The organism is Candidatus Dadabacteria bacterium, from assembly GCA_009837205.1.
GTDB lineage: Bacteria > Desulfobacterota_D > UBA1144 > Nemesobacterales > Nemesobacteraceae > Nemesobacter.
The window spans coordinates 21,360-46,129 of the sequence record VXTZ01000022.1; the positions used below are offsets into that span (position 1 = coordinate 21,360).

General features: G+C 52.8%; 20 protein-coding genes. 12 read left to right on the forward strand and 8 right to left on the reverse strand.

Features of this window, described 5'->3' with window-relative positions; translation table 11 throughout:
• Positions 1 to 18: 18 nt before the first annotated feature.
• The 6 genes from pheA to dnaA form a co-directional block, all read right to left on the reverse strand.
• The gene (gene pheA / locus F4Z13_04570) at positions 19 to 1,104 is read right to left on the reverse strand and encodes a prephenate dehydratase (GenBank protein MXZ48510.1); all 1,086 of its coding nucleotides are present in this window, start codon (positions 1,102 to 1,104) and stop codon (positions 19 to 21) included.
• 89 nt (positions 1,105 to 1,193) lie between these two features.
• On the reverse strand, positions 1,194 to 2,099 hold the full coding sequence (gene gspN / locus F4Z13_04575) for a type II secretion system protein GspN (GenBank protein ID MXZ48511.1): 906 nt from the start codon (positions 2,097 to 2,099) through the stop codon (positions 1,194 to 1,196).
• Positions 2,100 to 2,110: 11 nt separating this feature from the next.
• Complete coding sequence (locus tag F4Z13_04580; protein ID MXZ48512.1) at positions 2,111 to 2,743, reverse strand: hypothetical protein; 633 nt, start codon at positions 2,741 to 2,743, stop codon at positions 2,111 to 2,113.
• Positions 2,744 to 2,745: 2 nt separating this feature from the next.
• A complete protein-coding gene (locus F4Z13_04585; GenBank protein ID MXZ48513.1) occupies positions 2,746 to 4,212 on the reverse strand; it encodes a hypothetical protein in 1,467 nt (488 codons plus the stop codon).
• Between the two features lie 16 nt (positions 4,213 to 4,228).
• On the reverse strand, positions 4,229 to 5,392 hold the full coding sequence (gene dnaN, locus F4Z13_04590; GenBank protein MXZ48514.1) for a DNA polymerase III subunit beta: 1,164 nt from the start codon (positions 5,390 to 5,392) through the stop codon (positions 4,229 to 4,231).
• Positions 5,393 to 5,773: 381 nt separating this feature from the next.
• Positions 5,774 to 7,294, reverse strand: a complete 1,521-nt coding sequence (gene dnaA / locus F4Z13_04595) for a chromosomal replication initiator protein DnaA (GenBank protein MXZ48515.1) — start codon at positions 7,292 to 7,294, stop codon at positions 5,774 to 5,776.
• A 143-nt stretch (positions 7,295 to 7,437) separates the two neighbouring features.
• Here dnaA and thiL point away from each other — a divergent pair, with 143 nt between their 5' ends.
• Genes thiL through F4Z13_04610 form a run of 3 tightly spaced genes read left to right on the forward strand, consistent with a single transcriptional unit; the run spans position 7,438 to position 10,995 of the window.
• On the forward strand, positions 7,438 to 8,415 hold the full coding sequence (gene thiL, locus F4Z13_04600) for a thiamine-phosphate kinase (protein ID MXZ48516.1): 978 nt from the start codon (positions 7,438 to 7,440) through the stop codon (positions 8,413 to 8,415).
• A gap of 23 nt (positions 8,416 to 8,438) precedes the next feature.
• A complete protein-coding gene (locus tag F4Z13_04605; GenBank protein ID MXZ48517.1) occupies positions 8,439 to 9,779 on the forward strand; it encodes an HlyC/CorC family transporter in 1,341 nt (446 codons plus the stop codon).
• Complete coding sequence (locus tag F4Z13_04610; GenBank protein MXZ48518.1) at positions 9,769 to 10,995, forward strand: HlyC/CorC family transporter; 1,227 nt, start codon at positions 9,769 to 9,771, stop codon at positions 10,993 to 10,995. The genes F4Z13_04605 and F4Z13_04610 overlap by 11 nt, the downstream gene beginning before the upstream one ends.
• Positions 10,996 to 11,028: 33 nt before the next feature.
• Here F4Z13_04610 and F4Z13_04615 read toward each other — a convergent pair whose 3' ends face one another.
• Together F4Z13_04615 and F4Z13_04620 are read right to left on the reverse strand one after the other, a co-directional pair.
• Positions 11,029 to 11,646 carry a thioredoxin domain-containing protein gene (locus F4Z13_04615; GenBank protein ID MXZ48519.1) on the reverse strand — a complete coding sequence of 206 codons (618 nt, stop codon included), beginning with the start codon at positions 11,644 to 11,646 and terminating at the stop codon, positions 11,029 to 11,031.
• Positions 11,647 to 11,736: 90 nt separating this feature from the next.
• Complete coding sequence (locus F4Z13_04620; protein ID MXZ48520.1) at positions 11,737 to 14,265, reverse strand: TonB-dependent receptor; 2,529 nt, start codon at positions 14,263 to 14,265, stop codon at positions 11,737 to 11,739.
• 177 nt (positions 14,266 to 14,442) lie between these two features.
• On the opposite strand from F4Z13_04620, the gene F4Z13_04625 reads away from it, so the two are divergent.
• The 9 genes from F4Z13_04625 (at position 14,443) to F4Z13_04665 (ending at position 24,670) form a co-directional block, all read left to right on the forward strand.
• Positions 14,443 to 15,798: a hypothetical protein gene (locus tag F4Z13_04625; GenBank protein ID MXZ48521.1), complete on the forward strand. Its 1,356-nt coding sequence runs from the start codon at positions 14,443 to 14,445 to the stop codon at positions 15,796 to 15,798.
• 283 nt (positions 15,799 to 16,081) lie between these two features.
• The gene (locus F4Z13_04630) at positions 16,082 to 18,082 is read left to right on the forward strand and encodes a (Fe-S)-binding protein (protein MXZ48522.1); all 2,001 of its coding nucleotides are present in this window, start codon (positions 16,082 to 16,084) and stop codon (positions 18,080 to 18,082) included.
• Positions 18,083 to 18,131: 49 nt separating this feature from the next.
• Positions 18,132 to 19,355 (forward strand): aminodeoxychorismate synthase component I, encoded by a 1,224-nt coding sequence (pabB, locus tag F4Z13_04635; protein ID MXZ48523.1) that lies wholly within the window; start codon positions 18,132 to 18,134, stop codon positions 19,353 to 19,355.
• 9 nt (positions 19,356 to 19,364) lie between these two features.
• The gene (locus F4Z13_04640) at positions 19,365 to 20,174 is read left to right on the forward strand and encodes a hypothetical protein (protein ID MXZ48524.1); all 810 of its coding nucleotides are present in this window, start codon (positions 19,365 to 19,367) and stop codon (positions 20,172 to 20,174) included.
• Between the two features lie 63 nt (positions 20,175 to 20,237).
• Positions 20,238 to 20,576, forward strand: a complete 339-nt coding sequence (locus F4Z13_04645) for a nucleotide pyrophosphohydrolase (GenBank protein MXZ48525.1) — start codon at positions 20,238 to 20,240, stop codon at positions 20,574 to 20,576.
• Between the two features lie 127 nt (positions 20,577 to 20,703).
• The gene (locus F4Z13_04650; protein MXZ48526.1) at positions 20,704 to 21,534 is read left to right on the forward strand and encodes a GTP cyclohydrolase I FolE2; all 831 of its coding nucleotides are present in this window, start codon (positions 20,704 to 20,706) and stop codon (positions 21,532 to 21,534) included.
• A 420-nt stretch (positions 21,535 to 21,954) separates the two neighbouring features.
• Positions 21,955 to 23,112, forward strand: a complete 1,158-nt coding sequence (locus F4Z13_04655; GenBank protein MXZ48527.1) for a hypothetical protein — start codon at positions 21,955 to 21,957, stop codon at positions 23,110 to 23,112.
• A gap of 74 nt (positions 23,113 to 23,186) precedes the next feature.
• Positions 23,187 to 23,816 carry a TetR/AcrR family transcriptional regulator gene (locus tag F4Z13_04660; protein MXZ48528.1) on the forward strand — a complete coding sequence of 210 codons (630 nt, stop codon included), beginning with the start codon at positions 23,187 to 23,189 and terminating at the stop codon, positions 23,814 to 23,816.
• Between the two features lie 170 nt (positions 23,817 to 23,986).
• Positions 23,987 to 24,670, forward strand: coding sequence for a hypothetical protein (locus F4Z13_04665; protein ID MXZ48529.1), 684 nt, complete (start codon positions 23,987 to 23,989; stop codon positions 24,668 to 24,670).
• Positions 24,671 to 24,770: the final 100 nt, after the last annotated feature.

Consider the following 24,770-nt stretch of genomic DNA (forward strand, 5'->3'; position numbering starts at 1 on the left):
CGTCCGCCAAGCCCGCCTTCATCCCGGTGTTTCGGCGGGATAGGATCCCAGCACTTTGAGGAAAACGCAGTTGGCTTCCACCCTCTCTAGGGCCTCCTTTACAGCCTCCTCTTCGCGGTGTCCCGAGAAGTCGGCGAAAAACACGTACTCCCACTGCCCGTCGCGCGAGGGTCTGGACTCGATTTTGGTGAGGTTTATGCCGGATTCGGAAAAGGGGAGGAAAAACGTCGCGTGAAGCGCTCCCGGCTCATCCTTGACGGAAAAGGCGATCGAAGTCTTGTCTTCTCCGCTCGGGGGAGGTTTCTCTCTTCCCACCACCACGAACCGGGTCGTGTTGCGCGGGCTGTCCTCTATGTAGCTCTGTATTGTCTTCAGGTTGTATATCGACCCTGAGAACTCGCTTGCGATCGCGGCGACGCTCTCGTCCCTCGCGGCTATTTTCGCCGCCGCCGCCGTGCTCGGGGTCTCAAGAAGCGCGACGCCGTAGAGGTTCGAGGCAATCCATTTCCTGCACTGCCCGAGGGCGTGGGGATGCGAGGCCACCGTCCTTATTTTACTGGCGTCTCCGTCAATGGAGAGCAGGAAGTGTTCAATACGCTCGAAACACTCGGACGAGACGTCAAGGTCCCACCGGACGAGCATGTCAAGCACGTCCCCCACCGAGCCCTCAACCGAGTTCTCGACGGGTACTATGCCGAAATCGGCCCTCTGGCTGTGCACTTCCTCGAACACATCCTCGAGGCTGTTTACGGGAAAAAACTCCGAGGCGGCACCGAACTTCCGAAACGCCGCCTGGTTTGAGAAGCTGCCCGCGGGTCCTAGGTAGGCGACTTTCTCCTGGTGCTGAAGGGACCTGCAGCGCGATATTATCTCCCTGAAAATAAGAAGGACGTCCTCGTCGGAGAGGGGACCGGAGTTGGTTTCCGCTATCTTGCCCTCCACCTCGCTTTCCCTGCTCCGGTCGTAAATTCCCAAAAGATCCTTTTTCTTGAGTGCGCTTACCTCTATCGCAAGCTCGGCCCGCTTGTTTACAAGTTCAAGCAGCTCGGAATCAATGGCGTCTATTTTTTTTCTTACGTCGGAAAGTTCTTTTTTGGAGTCCATTATCCAGTCTTAAGGAGAATATTTTTGAGAAGGATAGCGAGGGGGTAGGGCAAAGTCAAATAGCCCGCAGGGGGGTAAAAACGGGGCTCTTAACTGCCTCCGTTCCCCTTTAAAATCCTGGGCTCCGCAAGCGTTCCCCGGATTCTTCCGGAGAAGCTGCCGTCTCCGCGGGAACCAAGAAAACTGCCGACAAGAGCAAGCTTCACATCCTCGGGAGAAGGCCTGAATGTAACGGAGAGATCAAGGGCAGCCCCCTTTCTTAAGCGAAGCGGCGACGGGGCTTTTCCCTCCGCCTGCAGGGAGAGCTGCGGGTTCGTGAGGGAAAGCTTCTCGACCCGCGATTCAAAGCGGTTTGCGGTGCCGCGAAGCACAACGCTCAGGTTCCTGTACTCCTCCCCCACCTCAAACCCCTGCACCTTGTCTATGGCAACCGAAAGAGAAGTAGAGGACACCAGGTATTCCATCTTCGATATCCCTCCGCTTTCCCCCTCCCCGATAAGCTTTATGGTTCCGTCTATCTTCCCGCTAACGGATATCCCTTCGTCCTCAAGAAAAAGACGTGAAACGGTCGAGGATTCGACGGAATTTATGTCCACCTCCGCGCTTGTGACGCTTTTTTTCTTCATGTTCTGTGAAACCTTGCCGTCTATCTTCCCGCCGTAGGCATCGACGGAGAAGGAAATCCTGGTGTCGTCGGAGAAAATAACGGACAGAAGCCCGGTGCTCACCCTGGCCCTGTCAATCACAAGCGGCTCCCTTTCCCCGAGCATCACGCGGATGTCCCTGAGTTCAATCGAGGAAAGACCCCTCAGGTCCGCACCCCCTATCAGAACCGGAACCGGGGAGTTGCTCTGTATCTCGAAGATGATTCTTCTTTCGACCGAGTCCCTTGGAAACCCCAAAAGAAGAAAAATCAGAAGAAACGCGAAGAAAACCCCGATGTAGAGACGGACGGAGATTTTCTCCGGCATTTTGATTCTGGTCTTTATCTTCATTTTTTCTCCGCTCACGATTCACTGAAGGAAAAAGTGGACAATTGGAACGAGACGTCAGTCAGGTTGGGGTTGTCGAACCTGGTTTTTATCCTAAGGTCCGATACCTTGAGTATGGTCTTGCTTCTCTGAAAGGTATAGAGGACGTTAAGCACCCTTGGGACGGGCACCTTGTTTATCTTGATCAGGACTGCTCTTTCCCGGTTTATCCCCTTTCCCCTGACCGACGGGTTTGTTCCCCTTATGGAAAATGAGCGGGGATCTATGCCGTTTCTTACGAGCGCTTTCTCCGCAACCGAAATAAGCGCATCCCTTTCCTCCTTCATCGAGCCGCTGAACTCGGCCAGGAGATCCCTGGAGTAGCGGTACTCCTCCTTAATGGACCTCATCTCGCTTAGCTGCAGTCTCACCTGGCTTACCTCGCTTTTTACCTCGGAACCCCCAGGGAAAACCGCCCTGTAGGCCGAAAAGAGTATGAAAACGGCAAGAGCCGCGGCGGCTATCTTGAGGGCGCGGATATCCCTCGCGGAGAATTCTCCCCTGTCTATGAGCTCCCTTACCCTTCGCGCCAAGGGTTCGGCTCTTCCCAGAACCGCCGAGAGGAGGGATTTGAGTCCCTGCATAAGTCTTTGCACCAGCTCCTTCATTTTCACCTGACGACCATTGATATTTCGAATTTCAAACCGCTGCTAATGGCCTTTCCGACCTGTCCCATCTTCACTTGGGTGAAGCTGCCGGACTCGGAGAAGGCTTTCTCTATCGACGCTATCTCCTCGTAGGAATCGCTCCTGCCCCATATCTTGGCCCTGCCCCCGTCCTCGATCCTTATTTCGTCAACAGAGAAACTCACATCCCTCGGAATGGCGGCGGAAACCGCCGTCAGCACCTCAAGCGGGCTGTGGGCTCCTCTTACCTGCTTCAGTATGTCAAGCTTGCGGTTGATGACTTCAAGCTTCCCCCTGTAAAAAGCGACCGGGTCCTGCGTCCCCGCAGCTTCTGGAAACTCCCTCCTCAGATCCATCTCCATCTCGGAGCGTACGGAATTCATCTTGCTCCTGGCGGAAACCACTTCCGTCACGCGCCCGAAAACAAACACAAGAAGCAGTGCGGCGCAAAGGGCGACGGGAACCCGAAATTCCTTTAACAAACCCCCCGCCATCCCCCGCGGCCTGTATCCGTCTCTCCTCAGGTTGAGTCTTCCTCCCTTGCCGGAGGAGCCTCCGTAAAGTGCAAGAGCGTACGCCCTTGCGAAAAAAGGAGAGTCCTTGTGGCCGAGCTGCTCTATGAAAATTCTCTTTACTTCCCGACCGAGCTGCTCGGTAAGTTCTTTTGCAACTCCATCTACTTCGCATATCCCTCCGGTGAGAACCAAGTTCTTTACTTCCTCTCCTGTCTCTCCCTCAAAGTAGCGTATGGTGTTTCTTATCTCTTCTGCGATGAAGCGGCAGCTTTCAAGAAACGCCCCTTTCTTCTCCTCATCGCCGTTTATCTGTCCCAAGTCAAGGACATCCGTGGCAAGGGTTTTTTTTATTCTCTCTAGGGCGTCGTCGCAGTTCCTCACCCTGCTGAGCCCGCCTTCGTCAAAAAATGAGAAATTGAGGTAGTCCTGGTCGGCGTCTATAAGGAGAAGCGGTCTCGGCCCTTCAATAAGCTCTCCCAGTGAAGAAAACGCAACAGGCGTGAAAGTCACCTGATCCGGATCCACACCAGACTCCTGCAGGGAGCCCAGATAGTCCTCAAACGCCTCCTTCTCAAAAGCGGGAACTATGACCTCGGTCCCTTCTAGTCTCTTCACCTCGTGGTAGTCGGACAGCACGTCCTCTCCCAGGGTGAACCCGGTTGAGTTCTCAAGCTCGAAGCGGAAAACCCCCCTGAGCTTCTTTGAATCGGAGAAAGGAAATTTGAGGACCCTGAGAAGAAGCGGGGAAGAACAGATTCCGGTAACGGCTCTGGTCCCGAGAGAGATTTCGCCTTTGAGAAAAGCCGCTGTGTCGCCACTCCCAAGCCCCCCGGTGAAGGAGGCCTTGCGGACTTCGGTCCCCTTGAGTCCCCTTCTTACGGTTACGGTACTGACCTTCCCGCCGGAAAAATCGACTCCGATGAATCCACCTAGCATCTTAAAGGTACGAGGATTATCCCCTCGCCTGCCCCTCCGCCGCTCTGGCGTCAAGTTCCATTGGCATTATCACATTCACGTAGCCGTCCTGCTTTTCGCCTTCTGAGCAGGGAACCACGTAAACCGGGTTTTTATGGCCGGAAAAACCGATTATCACTTCTGGAGATCCCACAGCGTCAAGAACATCTTGGAAGTACGTGAAGTTAAAACCGAGCTTCACCTCATCCCCTGAATACTCAACCGGTATGCTTTCTTTCCCCTCGCCGGTGTTAAGATAGGCGCCGAGAAGCAGGCTCCCTCCCCCGAAGGCCATCTCCACAAACCTGCCCCCACCCCTCACGTTGTCCGCGGAGAAAAGGGAAACCCTCCTGAGTGCAACCAGAAGCTTGGAGGCGTCGACCGTGACCGTGTTTTTCGTCGAGACCGGAACCACCTGCATGTAGTCCGGGAATTCAGCGTCAATCACTCTGGAAATAAAAACAAGGTTTTCATCCTTTAGTTCAAAAACAAAGAAGTTTCCGCTGCTCCCGATCCTGACCTCCTTCGAGAGACGAAGGAGTCTTCTTATCTCCATAACCGCTTTTTTGGGAACTAGGATATTATCTTTCGCCAGGTTGAGGTTCTCTATTTTCTCATCGACAAAGCTGAGCCTGTGGCCGTCAGTGGCAACAAGCCTGAGCGTCTGCTCTCCTCTTTTTTCGAAAAACACCCCTGAGAGGCTTCTTCTCATTTCATCATCGGAGACGGAAAAGACCGTCTTGGATATCATTTCCTCAAGCCTCTCGGAAGAAACTTGGAACAGGTTCTCCGACGAAACTTCAGGTATCCTGGGGAAATCATCGGCCGCAAGCCCCGCTATTTTGAAAGAACCCGAGCTGGTGACGACCTCAATCCAGTTGTTCTCGGTAGCGGTAACCGAAATTTCCTCTTCCTCTTTGATCTCCCTCACAAGATCCGAAAGGATTCCTGCGGGGACCGCCATCTTGAACTCTCCCTCCGTTTGAGCATCACAGAAAACCTTGGCCGTGTTTTCAAGATCAGTGGCTTCCAGAAACAGGCCCTTGTCTGTAGAACTCATAAGAACATGGGAGAGAATCGGCATGGTCGTTCTTTTCTCCACGACCCCCTGGATCATTCCCAGCTTTCTTGAAAAATCTCCGCCTTTGATTTTAAACATCATCTTGAGAGAAAAACCTCCGGTTTCGGAAAAAAGCTTCTTTTCTTTATTCCTTTATATGTAAATAGATTCTCCATATGATAATAACCACTTTTCTCTACAAAACCATAAACCACAAGCCCCGATGCTCTTCTACTACTGTTTCTATTCTTTAATGAGTTTTAAACTTTTCTAGTAGCAGTAGTAGTAATTGTTGTGAAAAGGGTGAAATCAGTGAAATCCTCTAAAATATCTAGACTTTTCTGTTAAGGACCGTGTTTATAACTTTTCTTTTTCCCAACAGATATTCACACCTTCCTTTTTTGTTCGTTCCACACCTGTGCGGAAACAAAGATTCTTGCACAGCATTTTCAGTTTTCTCTAACAGGTTGTCTTTTGACTGGTTCAGGACGTGATGAACTTCTCGAGGGTGGTTGAGAGCGCCGTGACGGCGGTTGAGACTGAAGGATCTCTTCCGATTTTTTTCTCAACGTTTTTTACTGCGTGGACAACCGTGGAGTGGTTTTTCCCTCCGAACCTGCTTCCTATTTCCGGGAACGAGGAGGATGTGTATTTTCTCGAAAGGAACATCGCTATCTGCCTGGGCCCAGAGATTTTTTTCTGCTTCTGGTTGGATTTCAGGTCCTTTACAGTGAGTTCAAAAAAGGAACCCACCTCTTTCTGGATAAGGTCTATGGTTATTATTTTTGGGGCCTCTTTTTTTACCAGGTTGCTGAGGAGCTGCTTTGTCAGTTCAAGGGTTATTCTCTCTCTGAACATCTTGGAGTAGGCAAAGAGTTTGTTCACCGAGCCTTCAAGCTCCCTTATGTTGGAGAGAATGTTCTGGGCCACAAACGAAGCCACGTCGGCTGGAATCTCAATTTGTTCCTCCTCGGCTTTTCTTTCTATGATAGCTATCTTGGTTTCTACTTCCGGCGTCTGTATGTCGGCCGTAAGCCCCCACTCGAACCTAGATTTCAGGCGCTCCTCGAAGTTTTTCATCACGCTGGGCGGCTTGTCGCTGGTTATAACTATCTGCTTTTTCGCGGTGTAAAGGGAGTTAAACGTGTGGAAGAACTCCTCCTGCGTGCTGTCCTTGCCGGCGATGAACTGTATGTCGTCTATCAGCAGGACGTCGCAGTTCAGCCTGTATAGGTTCCTGAACTTATCCATCGAACCCGTCTTTATGTTCTGCACCACCCCGTTTGTGAAGTGCTCGGCTGAGATGCAAAAGGTGTTCAGACGGGTTCCGTACTTTTTGAGTATGTGGTTCCCTATAGAGTGGAGGAGGTGGGTTTTCCCGAGGCCCACTCCGCTGTGTATGAAAAGAGGGTTGTAGGCCATTCCTGGGTTCTCCGCTATGGCGTATGAGGCGGCGTGGGCGAACTGGTTGCTGGGCCCGACGACAAAGTTGTCAAACGTGTTGGATGAACTGAAAAAGCTCGCTGTCTGGGGGTCATGCGGTTCTGTGATTCCCCCGTTGTCCAAGACCCTGTCCTTTTTACTTTCACGGGCTACGGAGTTCTCTTCGCCTGCGTCTATGGTTACCTGGAAGCCTTCTTTTCCGTAGAGGTTGCGGGCAGCATCGTTTATCAGTTGCAGGTAATGGTTTTTTACCCAGAGGGCCTGGAAGTGGGTTTTCGCCTCAAGCGTGACCATCTTCCCCTCGATTTTTGCGACTTTTATGGAAAACAGCCATGAGGGGGGGAAGTAAAGGTCTTTCTTGACGCCTTCGAGAACGGCGTCCCAGTCAAACTCTATTTTTTGTTCCGATTTGTAGTTTTCAGCAGCTAGGTTGTCGTGCGCAACTTCTTCTGTCTTTTTCAACAGCTCTTCTCCTGAAAAGCAAAGAACAACCCTAAAACGGATACTCCAGAAAAGATCCCGACCCACCCTTCGGAAAGTGGAATTCAATTCTAATTGCATCGGTTTTTAGTGTCAAGAAAAAACAGATCTCCACCCACCCGAAACCCCGCTTTCGTGCCTGTATACAGGGGAGAAAAAATTTTTTCGGATGCGTCGGCTCAATTGACACGCAACTGCGTTTACAATACAATTTCTAACTGCAAATGGGTGAAGAAGACGCCTTGAGATTTTTGGCTGACAGGTTCAAGGCTACTCAGAAAGAAGTTTTGACGGGGATAGGGGACGATTCCGCTGTTGTAAAAATCAGAGACAAAGCATGCCTTGTCGCCTCGACGGACACCCTTGTCGAGGGCGTTCACTTCCGCTTGGGAACTCAGACCCCGAGGCAGCTCGGCAGGAAGGCGGTCTGCGTCGCCGTGAGCGACATAGGGGCGATGGGAGCGGTGCCGAGGTACCTTCTCTGCTCCCTCGGCTGTCGTAGCGCTGACTCAATGGAGTTCATAGAGGATCTCTCGGAAGGAGTGGGAGAGGGGTGCCGGGAGTTTGATGTCTGCCTTATAGGAGGGAATCTCTCGGAATCCCAAACCGTTTTCATAAATATGACGGCGCTTGGGGAGGTATCAAGCGACGATATCGTCCTGCGCTCGGGGGCTTCTGAGGGAGACGACATATACGTTACCGGAACCTTGGGGGATTCCGCCCTGGGCCTGAGGGCCCTCTCGGGCGATTGCGGGACTGACGGATGCGAGAGCGCTGTTTCAAGGCACATCGAGCCTACGCCGCGTCTTCAGGTTGGCAGGATGGTCGCAAAACACGGGATAGCCTCTTCGATGATAGACGTAAGCGACGGGCTTTTCTGCGACCTTGAGAAGCTGACTTCCGAGCACGGACTGGGGGCCGAAGTAAACCTTGGCAGCCTTCCGCTTTCCCCCGGTTTTCTTTCCCTCTGCGGCAGGTTCTCGGAGGACGGTTACCGCCTCGCGCTCTCCGGCGGGGAGGACTACGAGCTTCTTTTCACCTCCCCTTCGCAGAACCGCGCCTCGATAGAGGAGGTTTCGCGTCTCTGCGGGATTGCCATCTCGAAAATCGGTTCTGTTACCGCCGGGCGGAAAATAAGGTTTTTCGACGAGGGGGGAGAGGAGGTTTTTTACGATACCGCTGGGTTTCAGCACTTCTGCTGATTCATCCACGGGGGTAAGATTTTTTGGGCGAAAATTTCATTCTGATTCTTTTTTTGCTGTGCTGCTCTGCGTTTTTCTGCTTCAGCGAGGGGGCGCTTTTCTCCCTCAGCCGTCCGCAGAGAGAAAGCATATCGAAGCAGGGAGGCAGAGTTTCTGCAGCCATAGGGAAGCTCCTTTCAAATTCCCACAAGCTAATCACTACGGTTCTTCTGGCAGACGAGATATTCAACATAGCCTATTCAAGCGTGATAGCTCTCACGGCGAGAAAATATCTCCAGGACACCCCAGAGCAGACAGTAGCCCTCATATCCCTGGCCATAGCCTCTCCCACGCTCCTTGTGTTCGGGGAAATCGTTCCCAAGACCGCCGGGGTTAAGTTCCCGAGGACGATCTCGAAGGCGGTTGCTCTTCCCCTTTATTCTTTCCACGTCGCGGTCACCCCGATCAGGTGGGCGATCCTGTTCGTCTCCGGCTTTTTCATAAGGGCCTTCGGGGCGGACCTTGGACACCGCGCGCAGGGAAACTACATTTCCTCTGACGAGCTTGAAGTCCTGGTGGGAATGGGGAGGGACGAGGGAGTGCTCAACGAGGTTGAAAAATACCTTGCCGACGGCTTTTTCAGGCTTGAGGACTTGCCTGCCCACGGGATAATGACTCCCTCCATAGACTGCTTCACGCTTCCCCACGATATTGAGGTCAAAGAGGCCGTGGGACGGGTCCGCCAGATGGGCCGCTCCAGGATCCCGGTTTACGAGGAGGAGAAGGACAACATAGTGGGCGTTCTCTACGGCAAGGATCTTCTTAAGTGGAATTTTACCGAGCACAACCTTGCGGCCACCGTGAGCGAGTGCCTGAGGAAGCCGTATTTCATCCCCCGCTCCAAGCCCGCGGGGGCGCTTCTACGGGAGCTCCAGATGCACAGGATTCACATAGCGATAGTGGTCGACGAGTACGGAAGGTTTGACGGGCTGGTGACCATGGAAGACATACTGGAGGAGCTTTTCGGAGAGATAGAGGATGAAAGGTCGGTGCCCGACAGGGTTGCGCCCGCGGTCCGCGGGGGCGCGATCACGATTCCCGGGGGAATGAAGATAGAGGAATTCAACGACGACTACCTTTTCTCGGTCGCGCGTTCGGCGGGGCTTGAGAACCTGGGAGACATACTGGAGGAGGCCGTGATCCCGCTTCGGATGGAAAACGAGACCATGGGCGGCTTCGTATTCGATCTTTTCGGGAGACTGCCCGCCGAGGGGGAGAAAATAGGGTTCGGCGGGCTGGTTTTCACGGTAAAGAGCAGGGAAGGGAAAAGGATTTCCGAGATAAGGGTTGACGTTAATAAGGAGGCGCGCGGCGATGTCCATTGAGTTAGTGGTCATTCTTATTTTGCTGTTTCTGCTTCTGCAGGCGTTTTTCGCCGGTTCGGAAATAGCACTCATCTCCTGCGACAAGATAAAGATGAGGTCCCTTGCCGAGGAAGGCTCCGCCGCCGCGGGGCTGGTTCTTGACGCCCACTCGAAGATCGAAAGCTTCATCGGCACCACCCTCATAGGGGTTAACCTTTCGCTCATAATAAACACCCTGGTGCTCACCTTTTATTTCGAGGAGATTTTCGGGCAGCGAAGCGGTCTCTACACGGTGGCCGTGCTCTCCCCGCTCATCGTCGTTTTCGGCCAGGTGGTTCCCAAGGCGGTATTCGAGAGCAAGCGGAACTCAATAGTGCTCTGGATCATCTATCCGCTCTGGGTTTTCTCCAAGCTTTTCTACCCGGTGCTTTTCTTCGTCAACCTCTTTACCCGAGGGATATTGAACCGTCCGGGCCAGAACATGAGTTCCATAACCCGTGAGGAGCTTGAGGACGTGATGGAAGAAGACGAGGACAAGCCGAGTTCGGACTACAAAAGAAGGGTTCTTCGCAGAATTTTCGGCTACTCCGAGACCACGGTCGGAGAGATAATGATTCCGCTTGTCAGGGTGGACGCGCTTGAGAGAAGGTCCACGCTTCGCGACGTCAAGAGGCTCATAGCCGAAAAAAGCCACTCGAGAATTCCGATTTTCAGCGACCGGGTCGACAACATAACCGGCATACTCAACTCGTTTTACGTTCTCGGCGAGCAGGATCTTGACAAGAGCGTCGAGCAATACGCCCTTCCTCCCTTCTACGTTCCGGAATCAAAGCTTGTGAACGAACTTATGGACGAGATGAAGGGGGGACGTGCCGGAATGGCCGTTGTGGTTGACGAGTACGGGGGGTCGGTGGGAATCATCACCCTCGAGGACATAATCGAAGAGGTGGTGGGGGAGATAGAGGATGAGTACGACACCGGCGAGACCCCGTGGAGAAGGCTCGGCGCCGGGCAGTATCTCATAGACCCCACGGTCGAGATAGGACGGCTTAACGACGGCCTCGGGCTTGCCATTCCGGAGGAAGAAGATTACGAGACGCTGGCAGGATTCCTTCTTTACACACACGGCTCGATTCCCGCCCCTGGAACCGTGATAGTTTTCGAAAGAAAAACTTTCACGGTGGTTTCCTCAACCCCGAGGATGATAAGCGAGGTTCACCTGCGAACGGGGGAATAACCCGCTTTGCCGATATCTCCTAGGGTTTATAGGTCAGTGAAGAGGCTGTTCCCGCAGGAGTTCCCTCGCTATAAGTTTTCTGTATGATTCAAGCGGCTGGATCCCGTGTATCCTGAGTTCACCAAGGTAAAGGGTGGGGACGCCGAGGACCATGTTTTCCCGGGCGCTTTCCATGTTCTTTTCTATTTTCTCTGAAAAGCTTTTTTTCCGAAGAGACCCTGAGAGTTCCTCGGGGCAAAGACCCGCCTTCTCGCCCGCCTCGAGGACGGTTTCGAGAAGACCTATATTCTTTCCCTCCCTGAAATAGGCCGTGTAGCAGGCCTTGTGAAACTCCATGAAGCTGTTTTTCTCCTTCGCAAACTCCGCTCCCTCAAGGCAGAGCCTCGAATTGGTTACGAATCCCGGGAGCTTTATCTCCACTCCGGCCTCGGCGGCCACGTTCTCAAGGGTTTCCGAGATACGGGTGGTCCTCTCCGTTTTTTTCCGTCTTTTTCCCTCGGCCGGGTATTCGGGGTGAATCTCAACGCCGAGCCACTCCGCTTCGAGGCTGAACTCCCTTGCGAGGTCAAGCACCCTCTCGGTGGCCAGAAAGCAGAAAGGGCAGATGTAGTCGTAGTAGAGAAAGATCTTCACGTTCCTGTAAGAATACACGAACGTAGTTTTTTCGAAAAGAAAACGTTTCTATACAGGGTCAGGTCTTTTTACCAACAACAGCTCATTAGAAAAAAGCGGCTGTGCGTATCAGATCTCAAACTTTGCGGTCAGAAACAACGTACGTCCCAGGATCGAATCAATGTACAATATGTGATCCTCATCGGAATCAGGACGGGACTGGCCCTCGTTGCCGATATTCAGAACGCCTCCCGTGAGCTCGAACCAGTTGAAACCAAAAGCGTTTCTCCAGCTAAGCGCGATGTCGTGCCCCGTCCACCTTCTGAAGGTTTTGGTGTCGGTTTCGTTTCGAAAAGACGTAACCGCGTGCATGTTCCACTGCGCTGTCAGGTCGTTTCGGTCTGCGCGGAGCAGAACATGAATACGGTTGCGCGGAATATCTCCGGGCTGCGTCTCCACTCCTACGCGCCTTTCGTAATTCGTTATCCTAATCCAGTTGGCATTGAGCATGAAATTCGCCAGATCGGTTTTCAGGTCGCCGCCGAGCCGGGCCGTAAACCCGTCCATGTCAGTCTCTCCGCTGTTGGTCAGCGGGTTGCGGATTTCTGTTAATCGACCGTCAGAACGCATCACGCTCAGTCCCGGATACTCGCTAAGCCTCCCGCTTCTCTCCAGGCTGACGACGAACTGCGTGCTCAAAGTGGCCGGTGTTTCCTGAAGACGAAGACGAAACCAGTCAAAGTCGGCTGAGAACGGACCCCAGCCCGCGGAGACACCGGCGCCAAGGCTTTCGGCCTCGTCCGGTTCCAGTTCCGGGTTACTGTCTGTGACCACCCGCACTTGGTCTCTGGAACAATCGGGAGTCGGCGTGTCAGCGTCGCATACGTACGGGTAATAGACAAATTCCTCCACATGCAGGGCTGCAAGTCCGGGTGCTCGCGCTCCCCCGCTCCATGATGCGCGCAACGCGATATTGGGTATTACGCGGTAAAGCGTCGCTATCCTGTGCGAAAAGGCTCCCCCGACATCATCAAAATCATCGTGGCGGAGGGCAAACGACACGTCCACCGCATCTCCCAAAGGCACCAAAATATCGCCGAAAGCTGACAGGCGCCGACGATCGGCCATAAGCGACTGCGAAGATCCCCCCAATACATCATCCGCGTTAACCGGCTCACCACGAAGATTAAAATATTTTCTGGAATTGCTTTGCTCCACTTTAGCGACCTGCAGACCGGCGCTCCAGCGAAGCTTGTTGCCCATGAGCTCAAGCAGCGGGCCGTCAAGCGCTACCCCCGCCTCAAGGTGTTCATCTTTGTATTTAGACTCGCTCCGCACGCTGCTTTCCCTGATCGCGGCCCTGTGCTCTTCGGCTTCGGAAAGCGGATTCTGGATGTCGTAATCTCCGCTCTCAATAGCGGCGTTTATTACGGGTTCATTAATGAACGTATGGCCATCTACGCCATAGTCATAGCGATTGTAGTGAACATAGCCGTCATATCTTATGTTGTCCTTAATGTCCCCCCGCAGCCCCAGCGTAATATCATAATCTACAAGGTCCGAAACCCACAGGCGGTTGCCGTGCCCCAGAAAACGGTGGCCTACCGTGATACTTTCGGGGAAATTGCTCTCGTCAAGACCCTCAAAGTTCCCGCTTTCAATGAGGCTGTTTCTCAGCGCCTCGTCCGGCGCAAGGGAGAAAACGTTCGGATCCGGCGCCCACAAGTTCCTTAGTTCTTCCCTGGTTACGCGTCCCTCAATGTATATATCGGCTGCGTCGCCTACCGGATGACTGAAATTCATAAACGCGTGGTCATCTTGCCTGCGATCCAGATGCCACGCGATGTCCGCATAGGCAAACCCGCAGACGGTGCCGAAAAATCCGCCCGGAGGATCCGTGAGTTCCCCCGTATACAAGCTTTCATCACAGTCGCCCAGCGCTCCCGAGACCCGTCCTCCGTCATCTTTTACCAGGAAAACCGTATTGCCGAGAGACGACACTCCTTCGGTGTCGGCGAAGGAACCTCCGGCCTGATATCTGGCACGGCTGTAATCTCGGTCGATGTCGCGTACCTCGTCCCGCCGGAAGATGTCCGCCCCGACAGTAAGATTTCCCTCTCCGACGCTTGTGCCCCAGAGAACGCTTAGGTGTTCGGAATCGGCGCCCTCACCGCGGGGACGCCCGGCGTTTAACTGGATATCAAGGCCTTCATAGTTTTTCTTGAGAACGATATTTATGGTGCCGCCGATCGCTCCCCCGCCATGCAGAGCGCTTGTGCTGTCACCAAAGATTTCAATGCGTTCGACAGCCGCGATCGGAATGGTGTCTGTGTCAACCCCGGCGTCTGAGACCCGCCGCCCGTTAATCAGGGTCAGAGTGCGCAACGGCCTTGCAATGCCGAAATTGTTAAAACTCGCCCGACCCAACAGATGCTTTATCCTTTTTACCCCCGAGAGCTCAATGTCCCTGCGGGTGATAACTTTCACGGGGTGCAGACTGCCGGATATCGCTTCTGAATACGGCCGGTTACCGACAAGGTTCCCTTCTCTTGCGGATGCATCCTGAGCCATGGAGTGGCCCGTTGCCAGGACAAGCAGTGCGAGAATAATATTCCGGGGCGCAACGTGGTTAACTGCCTCATAAAATTTACGAATCATTTTTTCTTACTCCTTTTTATCGCTTGAGTTTTCGGCACTCGTCTGCAACGTTATCAAGGGTATGTTTTGTTTAAATTCCATTTCAAAACTAACCGGTTATTATCAACTGGCAAAGAATAAAAGCCTGAAGCTTACAGGAGTTTGTATCTTAATTAGCAAAAAGAGGGGTTTTAAATCATGAAAAAAGTCGCGGCACTCACCCTGTTTTTCCTCTGTGTGTTCATATTAGTTTTTTCCGTCGCCCCGCCTGCTTCTGCACACCATGGCGTAACTGCCAAAGAGGCGAGCGCGGGAGACATGGACGATATGAGAAACTTCTTACTGCACATGAAAGAGCACCGGGAGCCGCGGGTCACAAGTGATGAGGGTCGAGTAGAATTCCGAAACGCCTTGAGAAACAATAACGGAGTATGGCGCCACGGCGACACGTACGTAATTACCGTTAACAAGTCCACTGGCGGGGAAGCGACCGACGCTCCTTTTCAGTCAGGCGACATCATACTTTTTCATGGGAGACATCCCGGGGCCCTGAGCGGATCCTTGAGAGGCATCCCGGTTTTCCGGAGACTGATGGACATGGCGGAAGGAGCGGGTGACAAGGTGGTCTGCGTTCAGGACGACAGGACCGGGAAAGGCGGCAGGCATATCTGCGCCGTTGGGGATTCCGATACGGGCGAAGCAGGGGATTCCCTTATACACGTTGGCGGATTTGATCATGAGCTGAGGGAAGCGGATCATTCCAAGTCGCTTGACGCATGTCCCGATCTCTCCGGAAAGGGCTGGCTTAGCGCCGACATGGTGAATGACGAGCCAAGCCTAGTGCGTTACCTGGAGGGGGTTGAGGCGCACATTACCGAGGAGTTTGCCGAGGTTAGTAACTCCCGGGGAAGGCTTCCGCTGGTGAGAATGATTCAGCTTATGCCGTGCTGGAGGGAACCGCCTTGGCAGTCGGGTTCCATATATTTCTATATAGTTACCGGTACGGATAAGATGTACGGGATTTTTAACGGAAACTCCCCGCAGCTTCAAGACAGGTCGTTGCGTCTTGTGGATGATAACGGAGTTGAAGTTGCCAAACGCATTTTAGAAGAGGTAGACAGGCAAGACGATACCCCGGGAGAGGGTTTCCTCACTTACCTTTGGGAAGATCCGACTGTTATTGGTGACGAGGTGCTCTGTGAAGAGACAGCACCTGCTTCCGGGCCGTCCCCGGAAGATGAAGATGTGTTTTGTGAGGCGGGGAACCCCATCCCCGGCCGCTCCCCCGGCACATCGGTCAAGATCGGGTATTTCATACGTACAGATTTCGGCATAGAAGGGGGTACGAAGTATGTTCTCGGTTCCGGTATTTACCCGGGGTCGGAACAGGGTGGTAGCGGTGGCAGCGACGGCAGCGGCGGCGGAGGATGCGCGATTGCTTCCGGGAGCGGAAACGAGCTTGATGCCGGGACTTTTAATCTGTTTCTGATCGCAGCGGTTCTGTTTCTTGCGGCTTCGGTGGGAAGGCGCCTTGGCGCAACGCAAGGCTCCTGACCTGGGATCTGCGCGCGCGGCGGAGGGAGAGGCGCCGGAGAGGTTAAACCTGGCCCAGGAGAGCATGTCGCGGGCAGCGAAGCAGTGAATCTGCTTTTCGCCGAACAGAGTTGAGTGTTGCTTCTTCTGTGCTGTGAAAAAGACGGTTTCTATTCCCGGTGGGTGTGCCTCGACGCCTAGATAGCGCTAGGGTCGCCACCCTCCACCCGGCTTGATTAAACCCCTCGGATTCAATATAATTTAAACCGCCTTTTTTTTTCATGTCTTGCTCAGGAGAGACTAGATGAACCCCAAATCCGCAATAATGCTTCTGCTGCTTATAGCGGCCTTCGGTTTTTTCGCCTACAACATCCGCCTCCTCCTAAGACTCGTCACTCTCGGCAAAAAGGAAGACAACAGGTTTGACAACATTCCCGAGAGGATAAGGAAGGTAATCGTCTACGTGTTCGGCCAAAGGAGGCTTTTCAAGTACCGTTTCGCCGGCATAGAACACGCCATGATCTTCTGGGGCTTCGTCATAATAACGGTGGGGACTGTGGAGATGCTCGTAAGCGGTGTCGTTCCCGGATTTCACTTTTTCCCGGGAACCCTGGGAGGAATCTACGAGCTGGTTCTTGACATAGTGCAGGCCCTAGTTCTGGTGGCCATAGGTATGGGCATAATAAACAGGCTCACCATAGGGAGAAGAAGGGAGGTTAACGGGCCCGACGCGGTCGTGATACTGGGTCTCATATTCGGCCTCATGATCACCGCCTTTCTCACCACGGGGGCGAGGATAGCGCTTGCCGAGACGAGTCCCGCTATGCTGCCGGTGTCCGGGGCCTTTTCCGGGCTCTACGAAGGCATGAGCACCGGGAGCACCTTTTTCTGGAAGGAGTTTTTCTGGTGGTTCCACATTCTCATAGTGCTTTCCTTTCTCAACTACCTTCCCTACTCCAAGCACAGCCATGTCCTGACGGCCGTTTTCAATGTTTTTTTCCAGAGCCTGAAGCCCCGCGGGCAGCTCTCGAAGCTCGATTTCGAGGAAATCCCCGAAGACCTTGATCACTTCGGCTCCTCGAAAATAGCCGATTTCAGCTGGAAGGACATACTTGACGCCTATACCTGCACCGAGTGCGGAAGATGCACGGACAACTGCCCGGCGTGGAACACCGAAAAGGTGCTCTCTCCTAGGGACATCGTTGTTAAGCTTCGCCACTACGTCTCAAGCGAGGGGAAAGACATACTCGCCGGAAAACCCCAGGAAGAGCAGCCCGATCTTCCCGACACCGAGTGGGTGACGCCCGAAGAGCTCTGGGCGTGCACTACGTGCAACGCATGCGTTGAGCAGTGCCCGCTTTTCATTGACCAGATGGGCAAGATAATGGACATGAGAAGGTTCCTTACCCTCGAGGGCCGCATGAGCGGAACCGCCACGAGGACCCTTCAGAAACTTCAGAACAACGGAAACCCCTGGGGATTCCCTGAGGCCGACCGTGGCGCCTGGCTTTCCGAGATGGAAGTTCCCATCCTCGGAGTCTCGGCCGAGAACGCAAGCGAATTTGACGTGATTTACTGGACTGGATGCTTCGGGGGCTACGACCCGAGGGGTCAGGAAGTCTCAAAGGCGATAGTGACCCTGCTTAAGATTGCGGGGGTTAATTTCGCCGTCATGGGTCCCGCGGAGACCTGCACGGGCGATCCCGCGAGAAGGCTCGGAGAGGAGGCTCTCTACCAGATGCTCGCCGTCCAGAACATCGAGACTCTGAATGAATTGAAGGTGAAGAAGATTCTCGCGAACTGTCCCCACTGCTTCAACACCATGAAGAACGAGTACCCGCAGTTCGGCGGGCACTACGAGGTCGTCCACCACACCGATTTTCTCCTGCAGCTGATCCAGGAGGGCAGGCTTAACCCCGACGCTCCGATCGAGGAGAAGATAACATACCACGATTCCTGCTACATCGGCCGCTACAACAACGTTTACGATTCTCCAAGGGAGATACTGAAAAGCATTCCGGGGATCGATCTGGTGGAGATGAAGAGGAACAGGACAAAGAGTTTCTGCTGCGGAGCCGGAGGCGGAAAGATATGGATGGAGGAAGAGGCTCCCAGGGTTAACTGGAACCGCTTCGACGAGGCCGCGGACATTAACCCCGACACCCTGGCGACGGCGTGCTACTTCTGCAACACGATGTTTGACGACGCCGCACGATTCAAGGGCAAGGAGGAGGAGATCGGCATCCAGGACATAGCCGAAATCCTTAACCGCTCGGTTAAAGCCGACGCGCCTCCCCCGTCGTAAGCGCGTTCCCAAGTGCTCGACGGGCTTTGAGTCTCAAAGAGAGGAGGCGATGAAGCTTCACAGACCAAAGTCCCTTTTGATAGACTCGGGCGCGGGATGGTTCGATTCGGGTTCCTCTGCCACGGCCGGGATTTTCGGCGACCCTGCCCTCACCCTCTGCTTCTCAAGCGACGGGACCAAAGTGTTTTCCCGCTCCGGGGAGGAGACTTTCTCGGAAGACCCTCTCGGTTTGGTTGAGAAACTGGCTGCCGAGGGATACACGGCTCTCGGCTACATAAGCTACGATTACCTAAGCTACACGACTCCCGGGGTCGCGACCTCGGACGCAAAGCAGAGGGAGAAACTCCCTTTCCTTTTTTTCCATTTCTACGAAGAAGACAGCTTTTACACGGCCCCTTGGGAAGAAGTTCTCTCTGCCTTCCCGCGGGAGAGGGCAGGTCCCGGGCCCCTTCCCCGCTCGAACATTGAAAGGGAAGAATACGCCCGGAAGATTTCGGCGATAAAGGAGCATATAGCGGCGGGAGATGTTTATCAGGTGAACCTTTCGCGAAAGTTCCGCTTCAAGCCTTTGGGTGAGCCGCTTTCGTGGTTTCTGGATTTTTACCGCGCCCAGCCCGTTCCCTTCGCCGCCTTTATCGGTTTTCCGGGTTTTGAGCTTGTAAGCGGCTCCATGGAGCTTTTTCTTAGGAGAAGGGGCGACAACATTACCACGAGACCCATAAAGGGGACCGTCCGCAGGGACCCCGACCCACGACGAGACAGGGAACTTGCCGAGGCACTCGGGAAAAAGCCCAAGGAGCGGGCCGAGAACCTCATGATAGTTGATCTCATGAGAAACGACCTCGGGAGGATATGCGGGTACGGTTCCATAGGGGTAAGGGAGCTTTTTGCCGTCCGCAGCTACAGTACGCTTTTCCAGATGGAGTCCGAAATCGAGGGGCGCCTTCGCCCGGGAGTCGGACTCTCTCAAATAATTGCCAGCACTTTTCCTCCCGGATCCGTTACCGGGGCCCCGAAAAGGGAAGCTATCCGCATAATAGACAGCCTTGAGCCCCATGAAAGAGGCCCTTATTGCGGAGCGATCTGCCTGTTCTCTCCGAGCGGGGACTTCACCATGAGCGTCGCGATCCGCACCGGGGTGAACAGTTCCGAGGGGGCGGATTTCTGGTTCGGAGGCGGAATTGTGTGGGATTCGAAAGCGGACGACGAATACGGGGAGACGGAGCTCAAGGCAAAGGCTCTCACATCAATTGCGTCCCGACAGGTGCTATAATCATTGGATATGGAGGAACTTTTCTTTCTCGACGAGAAAAAGCTTGAGGATGCGCCTGCGCTCCGCGCTCTTTTTTACGGAGAAGGGGTTTTCGAGAGCTTCAGGTGGAAGGGATCCCCGCCCGTTTTTCTCTCCATGCATCTTGAGAGAATGAGAAAGGGAGCCTCTTTTCTCGGCATCCCGTTTCCCCCGGAATCCCGGGTAAGGCTCAGAATCGAGCATGCCGTGGGAGCGTCCCCCGGGGGCGATCTGCACGTAAAAGCCTGTCTTCTCGCCCAAGGGGACACGGTTTATCACTCACAGCCCCGGGCGGCCTCGCTTCTTGTGTCCGTAAGACCCCGCGCGCAGAGTCCGGATGCACTGTCTCTTTGGGTCTGCAGCGAGAGAAGAGCCCCGCAGAACAGCCTTTTTTCGCACAAGACGCTTAACTATCTGGGAAATATCGTGGCGAAGAGAGGGGCTGTCGAGAGGGGTTTTGGCGAAGCCCTTTTTCTCGATACCGACGGCAGGGTGGCCGAGACCTCGTGCCACAATGTTTTCTGGGCCAGAGGGAAAAGGCTTTTCACTCCGTCTTCTGAGTGCCCTGTTTTGCCTGGGGTGACCAGGGAAATCGTTTTGCGTTCAGCCGGGCGGCTTGGCTATGAGCCCGTCTGCGGGAAATTTCCCCTTGAGGAGCTTCTGTCAAGTGATTACGCTTTTCTTACCAACGCTGTTGCGGGTATTGTTTATGTAAGCGGGGTGGGCGGCGACGCGATGCCTTCTGTTTCTCGTAGTTACGAGGTTATGAGGGAATCGCTTCTTTCAGAGTTCGGGTGGTAGAATTAAGGGAACGGAAAAAACTTTAGGATTTGCTGTGGGCACTAAGAAGCCGAGGGTGGTTTTATGTCTGGCGAGATAACGGTCAGGGAGTATCAGCGGGAAGTCGACGAGTGGATAAGGGAAGTGGGAGTGCGGTACTTCTCCGAGCTTACCAACCTCGCGCAGCTTGTCGAGGAAGTGGGGGAGGTGGCGAGAATCATGTCCAGGACATACGGGGAGCAGAGTTTCAAGGGGAATGAAAATCGCCGGGAACTCGGGGACGAGCTTGCAGACGTCTTCTTCGTTTTAACATGTATAGCGAACCAGACGGGAGTTGATCTTACGGAGGTTTTGAGAAAGAATTTTGAGAAGAAAACACAGAGAGACGGGAAGCGGCACTCGGACAATCCCAAACTTCGCTGAAGACCCCGTTGAGGGCTCTGGTTGTTGCAAAGGGTTTTCATTGTGGTATTATTCCCCGTCCTGAGAAGAACCCGTCTTTGATTTGCGGCAGTTACTCTATTGAACAAAGAGGAAAAATGTTTTGAAAATGAAACTTGAAGAAAAGCCTATTGAAGACATACAGGCGAGAAAGGACTACAGGAATATCTCCATAGACAGAGTCGGCGTCTGTGACCTCAAGATTCCGCTTAAGATAAAAGGCTGCGAGATCGATTCTGAGAAGGACCAGAATATTCAGGCTTCCCTGAGTCTGAGCGTTAACCTCGGCCCCGACCAGAAGGGAATTCACATGAGCCGCCTGCTTGAGACTGCTCTTGATTTCAACGGATCTTTCTCCTTGGGAAATATGGCTTCTTTCCTGATCGCTCTCTGCGACAGGCAGAACTCGGCAGATTCCGACGTCAAAATAGAGTTTGATTACTTTTTCAACCGGCATGCCCCGGTAAGCGGCAAGATATCCCCGCAGCCTTACAAGTGCACGTACCACGGCGAAATGCACCCGGAGGGGATACGCCTTACCCAGAGCGTAGTGGTTCCGGTCAAGACCCTTTGTCCCTGCAGCAAGGAGATAAGCGATTACGGGGCTCACAACCAGCGTTCCAAGGTTTTCATAACCATCACGCACGAAGGAAAGAAGGAAAACGATCCGATAGGGATATGCCTTGAGGAAATAATAGAGATTGCGGAAAGAGGGGCCTCTTCCCCGCTTTACCCGCTTTTAAAAAGGGAAGATGAGCGCCACGTTACCATGAGCGCTTACAACAAGCCGTGCTTTGTTGAGGATGTCGTGAGAAATATAGCTTCGGAACTCCACGGCAACCCCAGTTTCGACTCTTACGAACTCAGGGTTCTTAACTACGAAAGCATTCACAGCCATAACGCCTTTGCCAGCATCGGCAAAAGATTCTCAGGCAAGTAAACCTCCGTAAAACCTCGGACTGGTGGCTGTTTCGGTTGTTTTTCGGGCACAATCAGCCCCTATCCCCTAGTTGATAGTGAATGCAAGATCCCGCTCTCGTGCCTTTTTGAAGATTGCACAGTGCCGGGAACCTTGAGGGACCCCAGATTTTCGTAATTGCTTGATATTAAACAATTTTTTTCTGTTGATAGATTGTGGAATTTTTTAGGACTCGGCGTCTTAACAAGTTTAACTATCTGAAATTACTTGATAATTTTTTCCGGCCCTCGAAGGTCTCTTTTAGCCCTGTGTGAAATTGCTACTAGCCGGTACCAGATCTTTTTTATCCGCCGTAATGTGTTCTTTTGCCTTGTTTTTCGGGCAACAAGGAAGGATTTCAGCTTATTTTTAAAGCATGGAAAACTTGTGTAATTTTATCTCCTGACTGTTATTTTCTGTGGCGGAGGAAAAGTGCATACCCTTTTGGAAATTATAAAAGAGGAGATACGGGAATCCGGCCCGATTTCTTTCCGCAGATTTGTCGAACTGTCCCTTTTTCACCCGGGGCACGGCTATTACTCATCGGGGAAGGCGAGGATCGGGAAAAAGGGTGATTTTTACACCGCTCCATCGGTTCACCGCTCTTTCGGGGAGACTATCTCGCGGTTCCTTGCCGAGGCGTCGCTTCTGCTGGAAGGGGAGAGTTTCACCGTTGTGGAATTTGGGGCCTCTGGCGGGCAGCTTGCCCTTGATATACTCGAGGACCTTAGCCGGAACCACCCCGGGCTTTACTCAAAGACCGACTACGTGATGAGCGAGGCGAGCCCGGCAGCGGTTCTGGCGGCTAGGAAAAAGCTCGAGGGGCACAGCGGAAAGGTTCGGTGGATAGACGATCTTCAGGAGATCGGAAAAAACGGATTCCGCGGAGTGGTGATCGCCAACGAATTTCTGGATTCTCTGCCCTTTCACAGACTTAGGTCGGATGGAGAGGAAATCCGGGAGATTTTTCTCTCCATTCGCAACGGGGAAATCGAGGAAGTTCTGCGGAATCCCGAAGCGGAAGGAATTTATGACTTTTCAAAACGATATCTGGAAGGATACGCCCAAGGCGAAGAGGCGGAAGCCTGTCTGCTGGCGGGGAAATGGCTTGCCGAGGTTGGAGAGGCGCTTCAAAAAGGGTTTGTTCTATGCATTGACTATGGATCTCTCGCTCCCGAGCTTTACTCCCCCGGAAGGCGAAAAGGCACCTTCAGGTGCTTTTATCGCCATGAACTGAGTTCCGACCCCTACACGAGGGTTGGAGAGCAGGATATAACAGCTGACGTTAATTTTTCCGAACTTATGAGGGTCGGGGATACCTTGGGTTTTGGCACCGTCAAGTATACAACCCAGGGACAGTTTCTTGTTGACTGGGGAATTCTCGAAATTTTCAAGACATACGACAAACCCCAGAACCAGGGAGACCGTCTTGCGGCCAAGACGCTTTTTATGCCTGAATTCATGGGGAGAAAATTCAAGGTTCTGCTCCAGTCAAAGGACCTTTCACCCGAAGAACTGGCCGAACTCGATAAGAACCGACCGTTCCGTATCACATTGTAATTTGTTCAAAGAGCACTTGACAACGGATTCTTTTAAAGGTTTAGTACCTTTAGTACTAGTAGCAACTAAGCGTTATGAGCAATAAAGATAAAATTATGGAGGCCGCCACCGAGCTTTTCCATTTCTATGGGTATGACGGGACTTCTATAGACATGCTCATAAAGAAAGCAGGCGTTTCAAAGAGCAATTTCTACTACTACTTCGAAGGCAAAGAAGAGCTGGGATTGAGTGTTCTCACGAAACTTGCCGAGAAGCAGGTCCGTGAAATCTCGGAAATTATGCAAGCCGATCTTAACCCTGTTGAGCAGTTTCTGACCTGTTACAAGAAGACGTTTGCTTCTCATCATCATCTTTTCGAGCAGCCCATATACCCGGGCTCTTTTTTCGGAAACATTACCTTGGAACAGAGTTCCATCAACGAGAAATTCCGCTCCATTCTGGATGAGTATTACCAGGAATGCGAAGCTCTGGTTGAGAAATGTTTAAGAAAAGGAGTGGAACAGGGGTTTTTTCACGAAGATCTTGAACCGAAGGAGTTGGCCAGATACTTGGTGTCTCAGTTCGAAGGAGCTATACTTATGACTAAAACCAAGAAATCTCTTTCTCCTATAAAAGATGTAATCATACAGGGAAAAAAGCTTATTCTTAAAGACGAGTGGGAGCATTTAGCCGACGAGTGGATGAGCTTAATCGACCAAATGTAGCCTACATCCTCCCGTCTGGGCAAAACCTGTCTCCATGGGTGCCCGGCTAGTTGATTTTCCGGTCTGAGGCAGTTACCTTATGCCCTGAGGATTTGGAGTTTCTGTGCTTTGGTCAAGCGCAGTTCTTTAAAAAACGGGGAAACAATAACCTAAGGAGAGGTATAACCGGTATGTCTGATACTATAATGAAGGCCCAGATCGGTGGGGATATAGCTCATCTCAGAAAACTGAACCCGGATCTTTACGATTCTTGGATGGCTTATCATGATTCGGTTTTTACCGACGGAGCTCTCACCGCAAAGGAAAAACAGCTTATTGCAGTAGCCGTAGCACATATTACGGCTTGCCCTTACTGCATAAGGTCAAGGGTTCGAGCCAGCAAAAAAGAGGGAGCGAGCGACCAGGAGATAATCGAATCGATATACGTGGGACTTAGGCTCAACATGGGGGGGCCTTTCGCGTTTTCAAGCCTAGCTTTTGAAGCCTGGGACACCCTCGAAAGCGGCATCCCGCTTACCGAGGGACATTTCTTCAAAAAGGATATAGCGAAGGAGATTGCCAGTTTCAGGGAATGCAGCGGCGATATTTCTCCCCACTTCATGGAGCTTCACAAGAAAATTTTTGCCGACGGAGCCCTCAGCAAGAAAATGAAGAGGGGAATAATAGGTCTTGCATGTGCTCATGCGACCAAATGCCCTTATTGTATAAGGGGAACCGTGAAGGACGCGCACACCGACGGAGTAACTGCGGAGCAGATGGCTGAGGCTATAAACGTTGCCATGGTCATGACCGCCGGTTCCTGTTACGCGCACACCAGCATTGCCATGGACACGCTTAAGAGTCTCGAGGAATAGAGTTTTAACGATTTTTTTGAAAATCCTCCTCAATTTGCCCTGAATGTTTCACGTGAAACATTCGGGGTTTTTTTTAGCTTTTTTCTCTGACTGAATGCGG

Coding starts and splice junctions, on each gene's coding strand:
- pheA (MXZ48510.1), bottom strand. CDS start 1,104: ATGGACTCCAAAAAAGAACTTTCCGACGTAAGAAAAAAAATAGACGCC.
- gspN (MXZ48511.1), bottom strand. CDS start 2,099: ATGAAGATAAAGACCAGAATCAAAATGCCGGAGAAAATCTCCGTCCGT.
- F4Z13_04580 (MXZ48512.1), bottom strand. CDS start 2,743: ATGAAGGAGCTGGTGCAAAGACTTATGCAGGGACTCAAATCCCTCCTC.
- F4Z13_04585 (MXZ48513.1), bottom strand. CDS start 4,212: ATGCTAGGTGGATTCATCGGAGTCGATTTTTCCGGCGGGAAGGTCAGT.
- dnaN (MXZ48514.1), bottom strand. CDS start 5,392: ATGATGTTTAAAATCAAAGGCGGAGATTTTTCAAGAAAGCTGGGAATG.
- dnaA (MXZ48515.1), bottom strand. CDS start 7,294: ATGCAATTAGAATTGAATTCCACTTTCCGAAGGGTGGGTCGGGATCTT.
- thiL (MXZ48516.1), top strand. CDS start 7,438: ATGGGTGAAGAAGACGCCTTGAGATTTTTGGCTGACAGGTTCAAGGCT.
- F4Z13_04610 (MXZ48518.1), top strand. CDS start 9,769: ATGTCCATTGAGTTAGTGGTCATTCTTATTTTGCTGTTTCTGCTTCTG.
- F4Z13_04620 (MXZ48520.1), bottom strand. CDS start 14,265: ATGATTCGTAAATTTTATGAGGCAGTTAACCACGTTGCGCCCCGGAAT.
- F4Z13_04625 (MXZ48521.1), top strand. CDS start 14,443: ATGAAAAAAGTCGCGGCACTCACCCTGTTTTTCCTCTGTGTGTTCATA.
- F4Z13_04630 (MXZ48522.1), top strand. CDS start 16,082: ATGAACCCCAAATCCGCAATAATGCTTCTGCTGCTTATAGCGGCCTTC.
- pabB (MXZ48523.1), top strand. CDS start 18,132: ATGAAGCTTCACAGACCAAAGTCCCTTTTGATAGACTCGGGCGCGGGA.
- F4Z13_04640 (MXZ48524.1), top strand. CDS start 19,365: ATGGAGGAACTTTTCTTTCTCGACGAGAAAAAGCTTGAGGATGCGCCT.
- F4Z13_04645 (MXZ48525.1), top strand. CDS start 20,238: ATGTCTGGCGAGATAACGGTCAGGGAGTATCAGCGGGAAGTCGACGAG.
- F4Z13_04650 (MXZ48526.1), top strand. CDS start 20,704: ATGAAACTTGAAGAAAAGCCTATTGAAGACATACAGGCGAGAAAGGAC.
- F4Z13_04660 (MXZ48528.1), top strand. CDS start 23,187: ATGAGCAATAAAGATAAAATTATGGAGGCCGCCACCGAGCTTTTCCAT.
- F4Z13_04665 (MXZ48529.1), top strand. CDS start 23,987: ATGTCTGATACTATAATGAAGGCCCAGATCGGTGGGGATATAGCTCAT.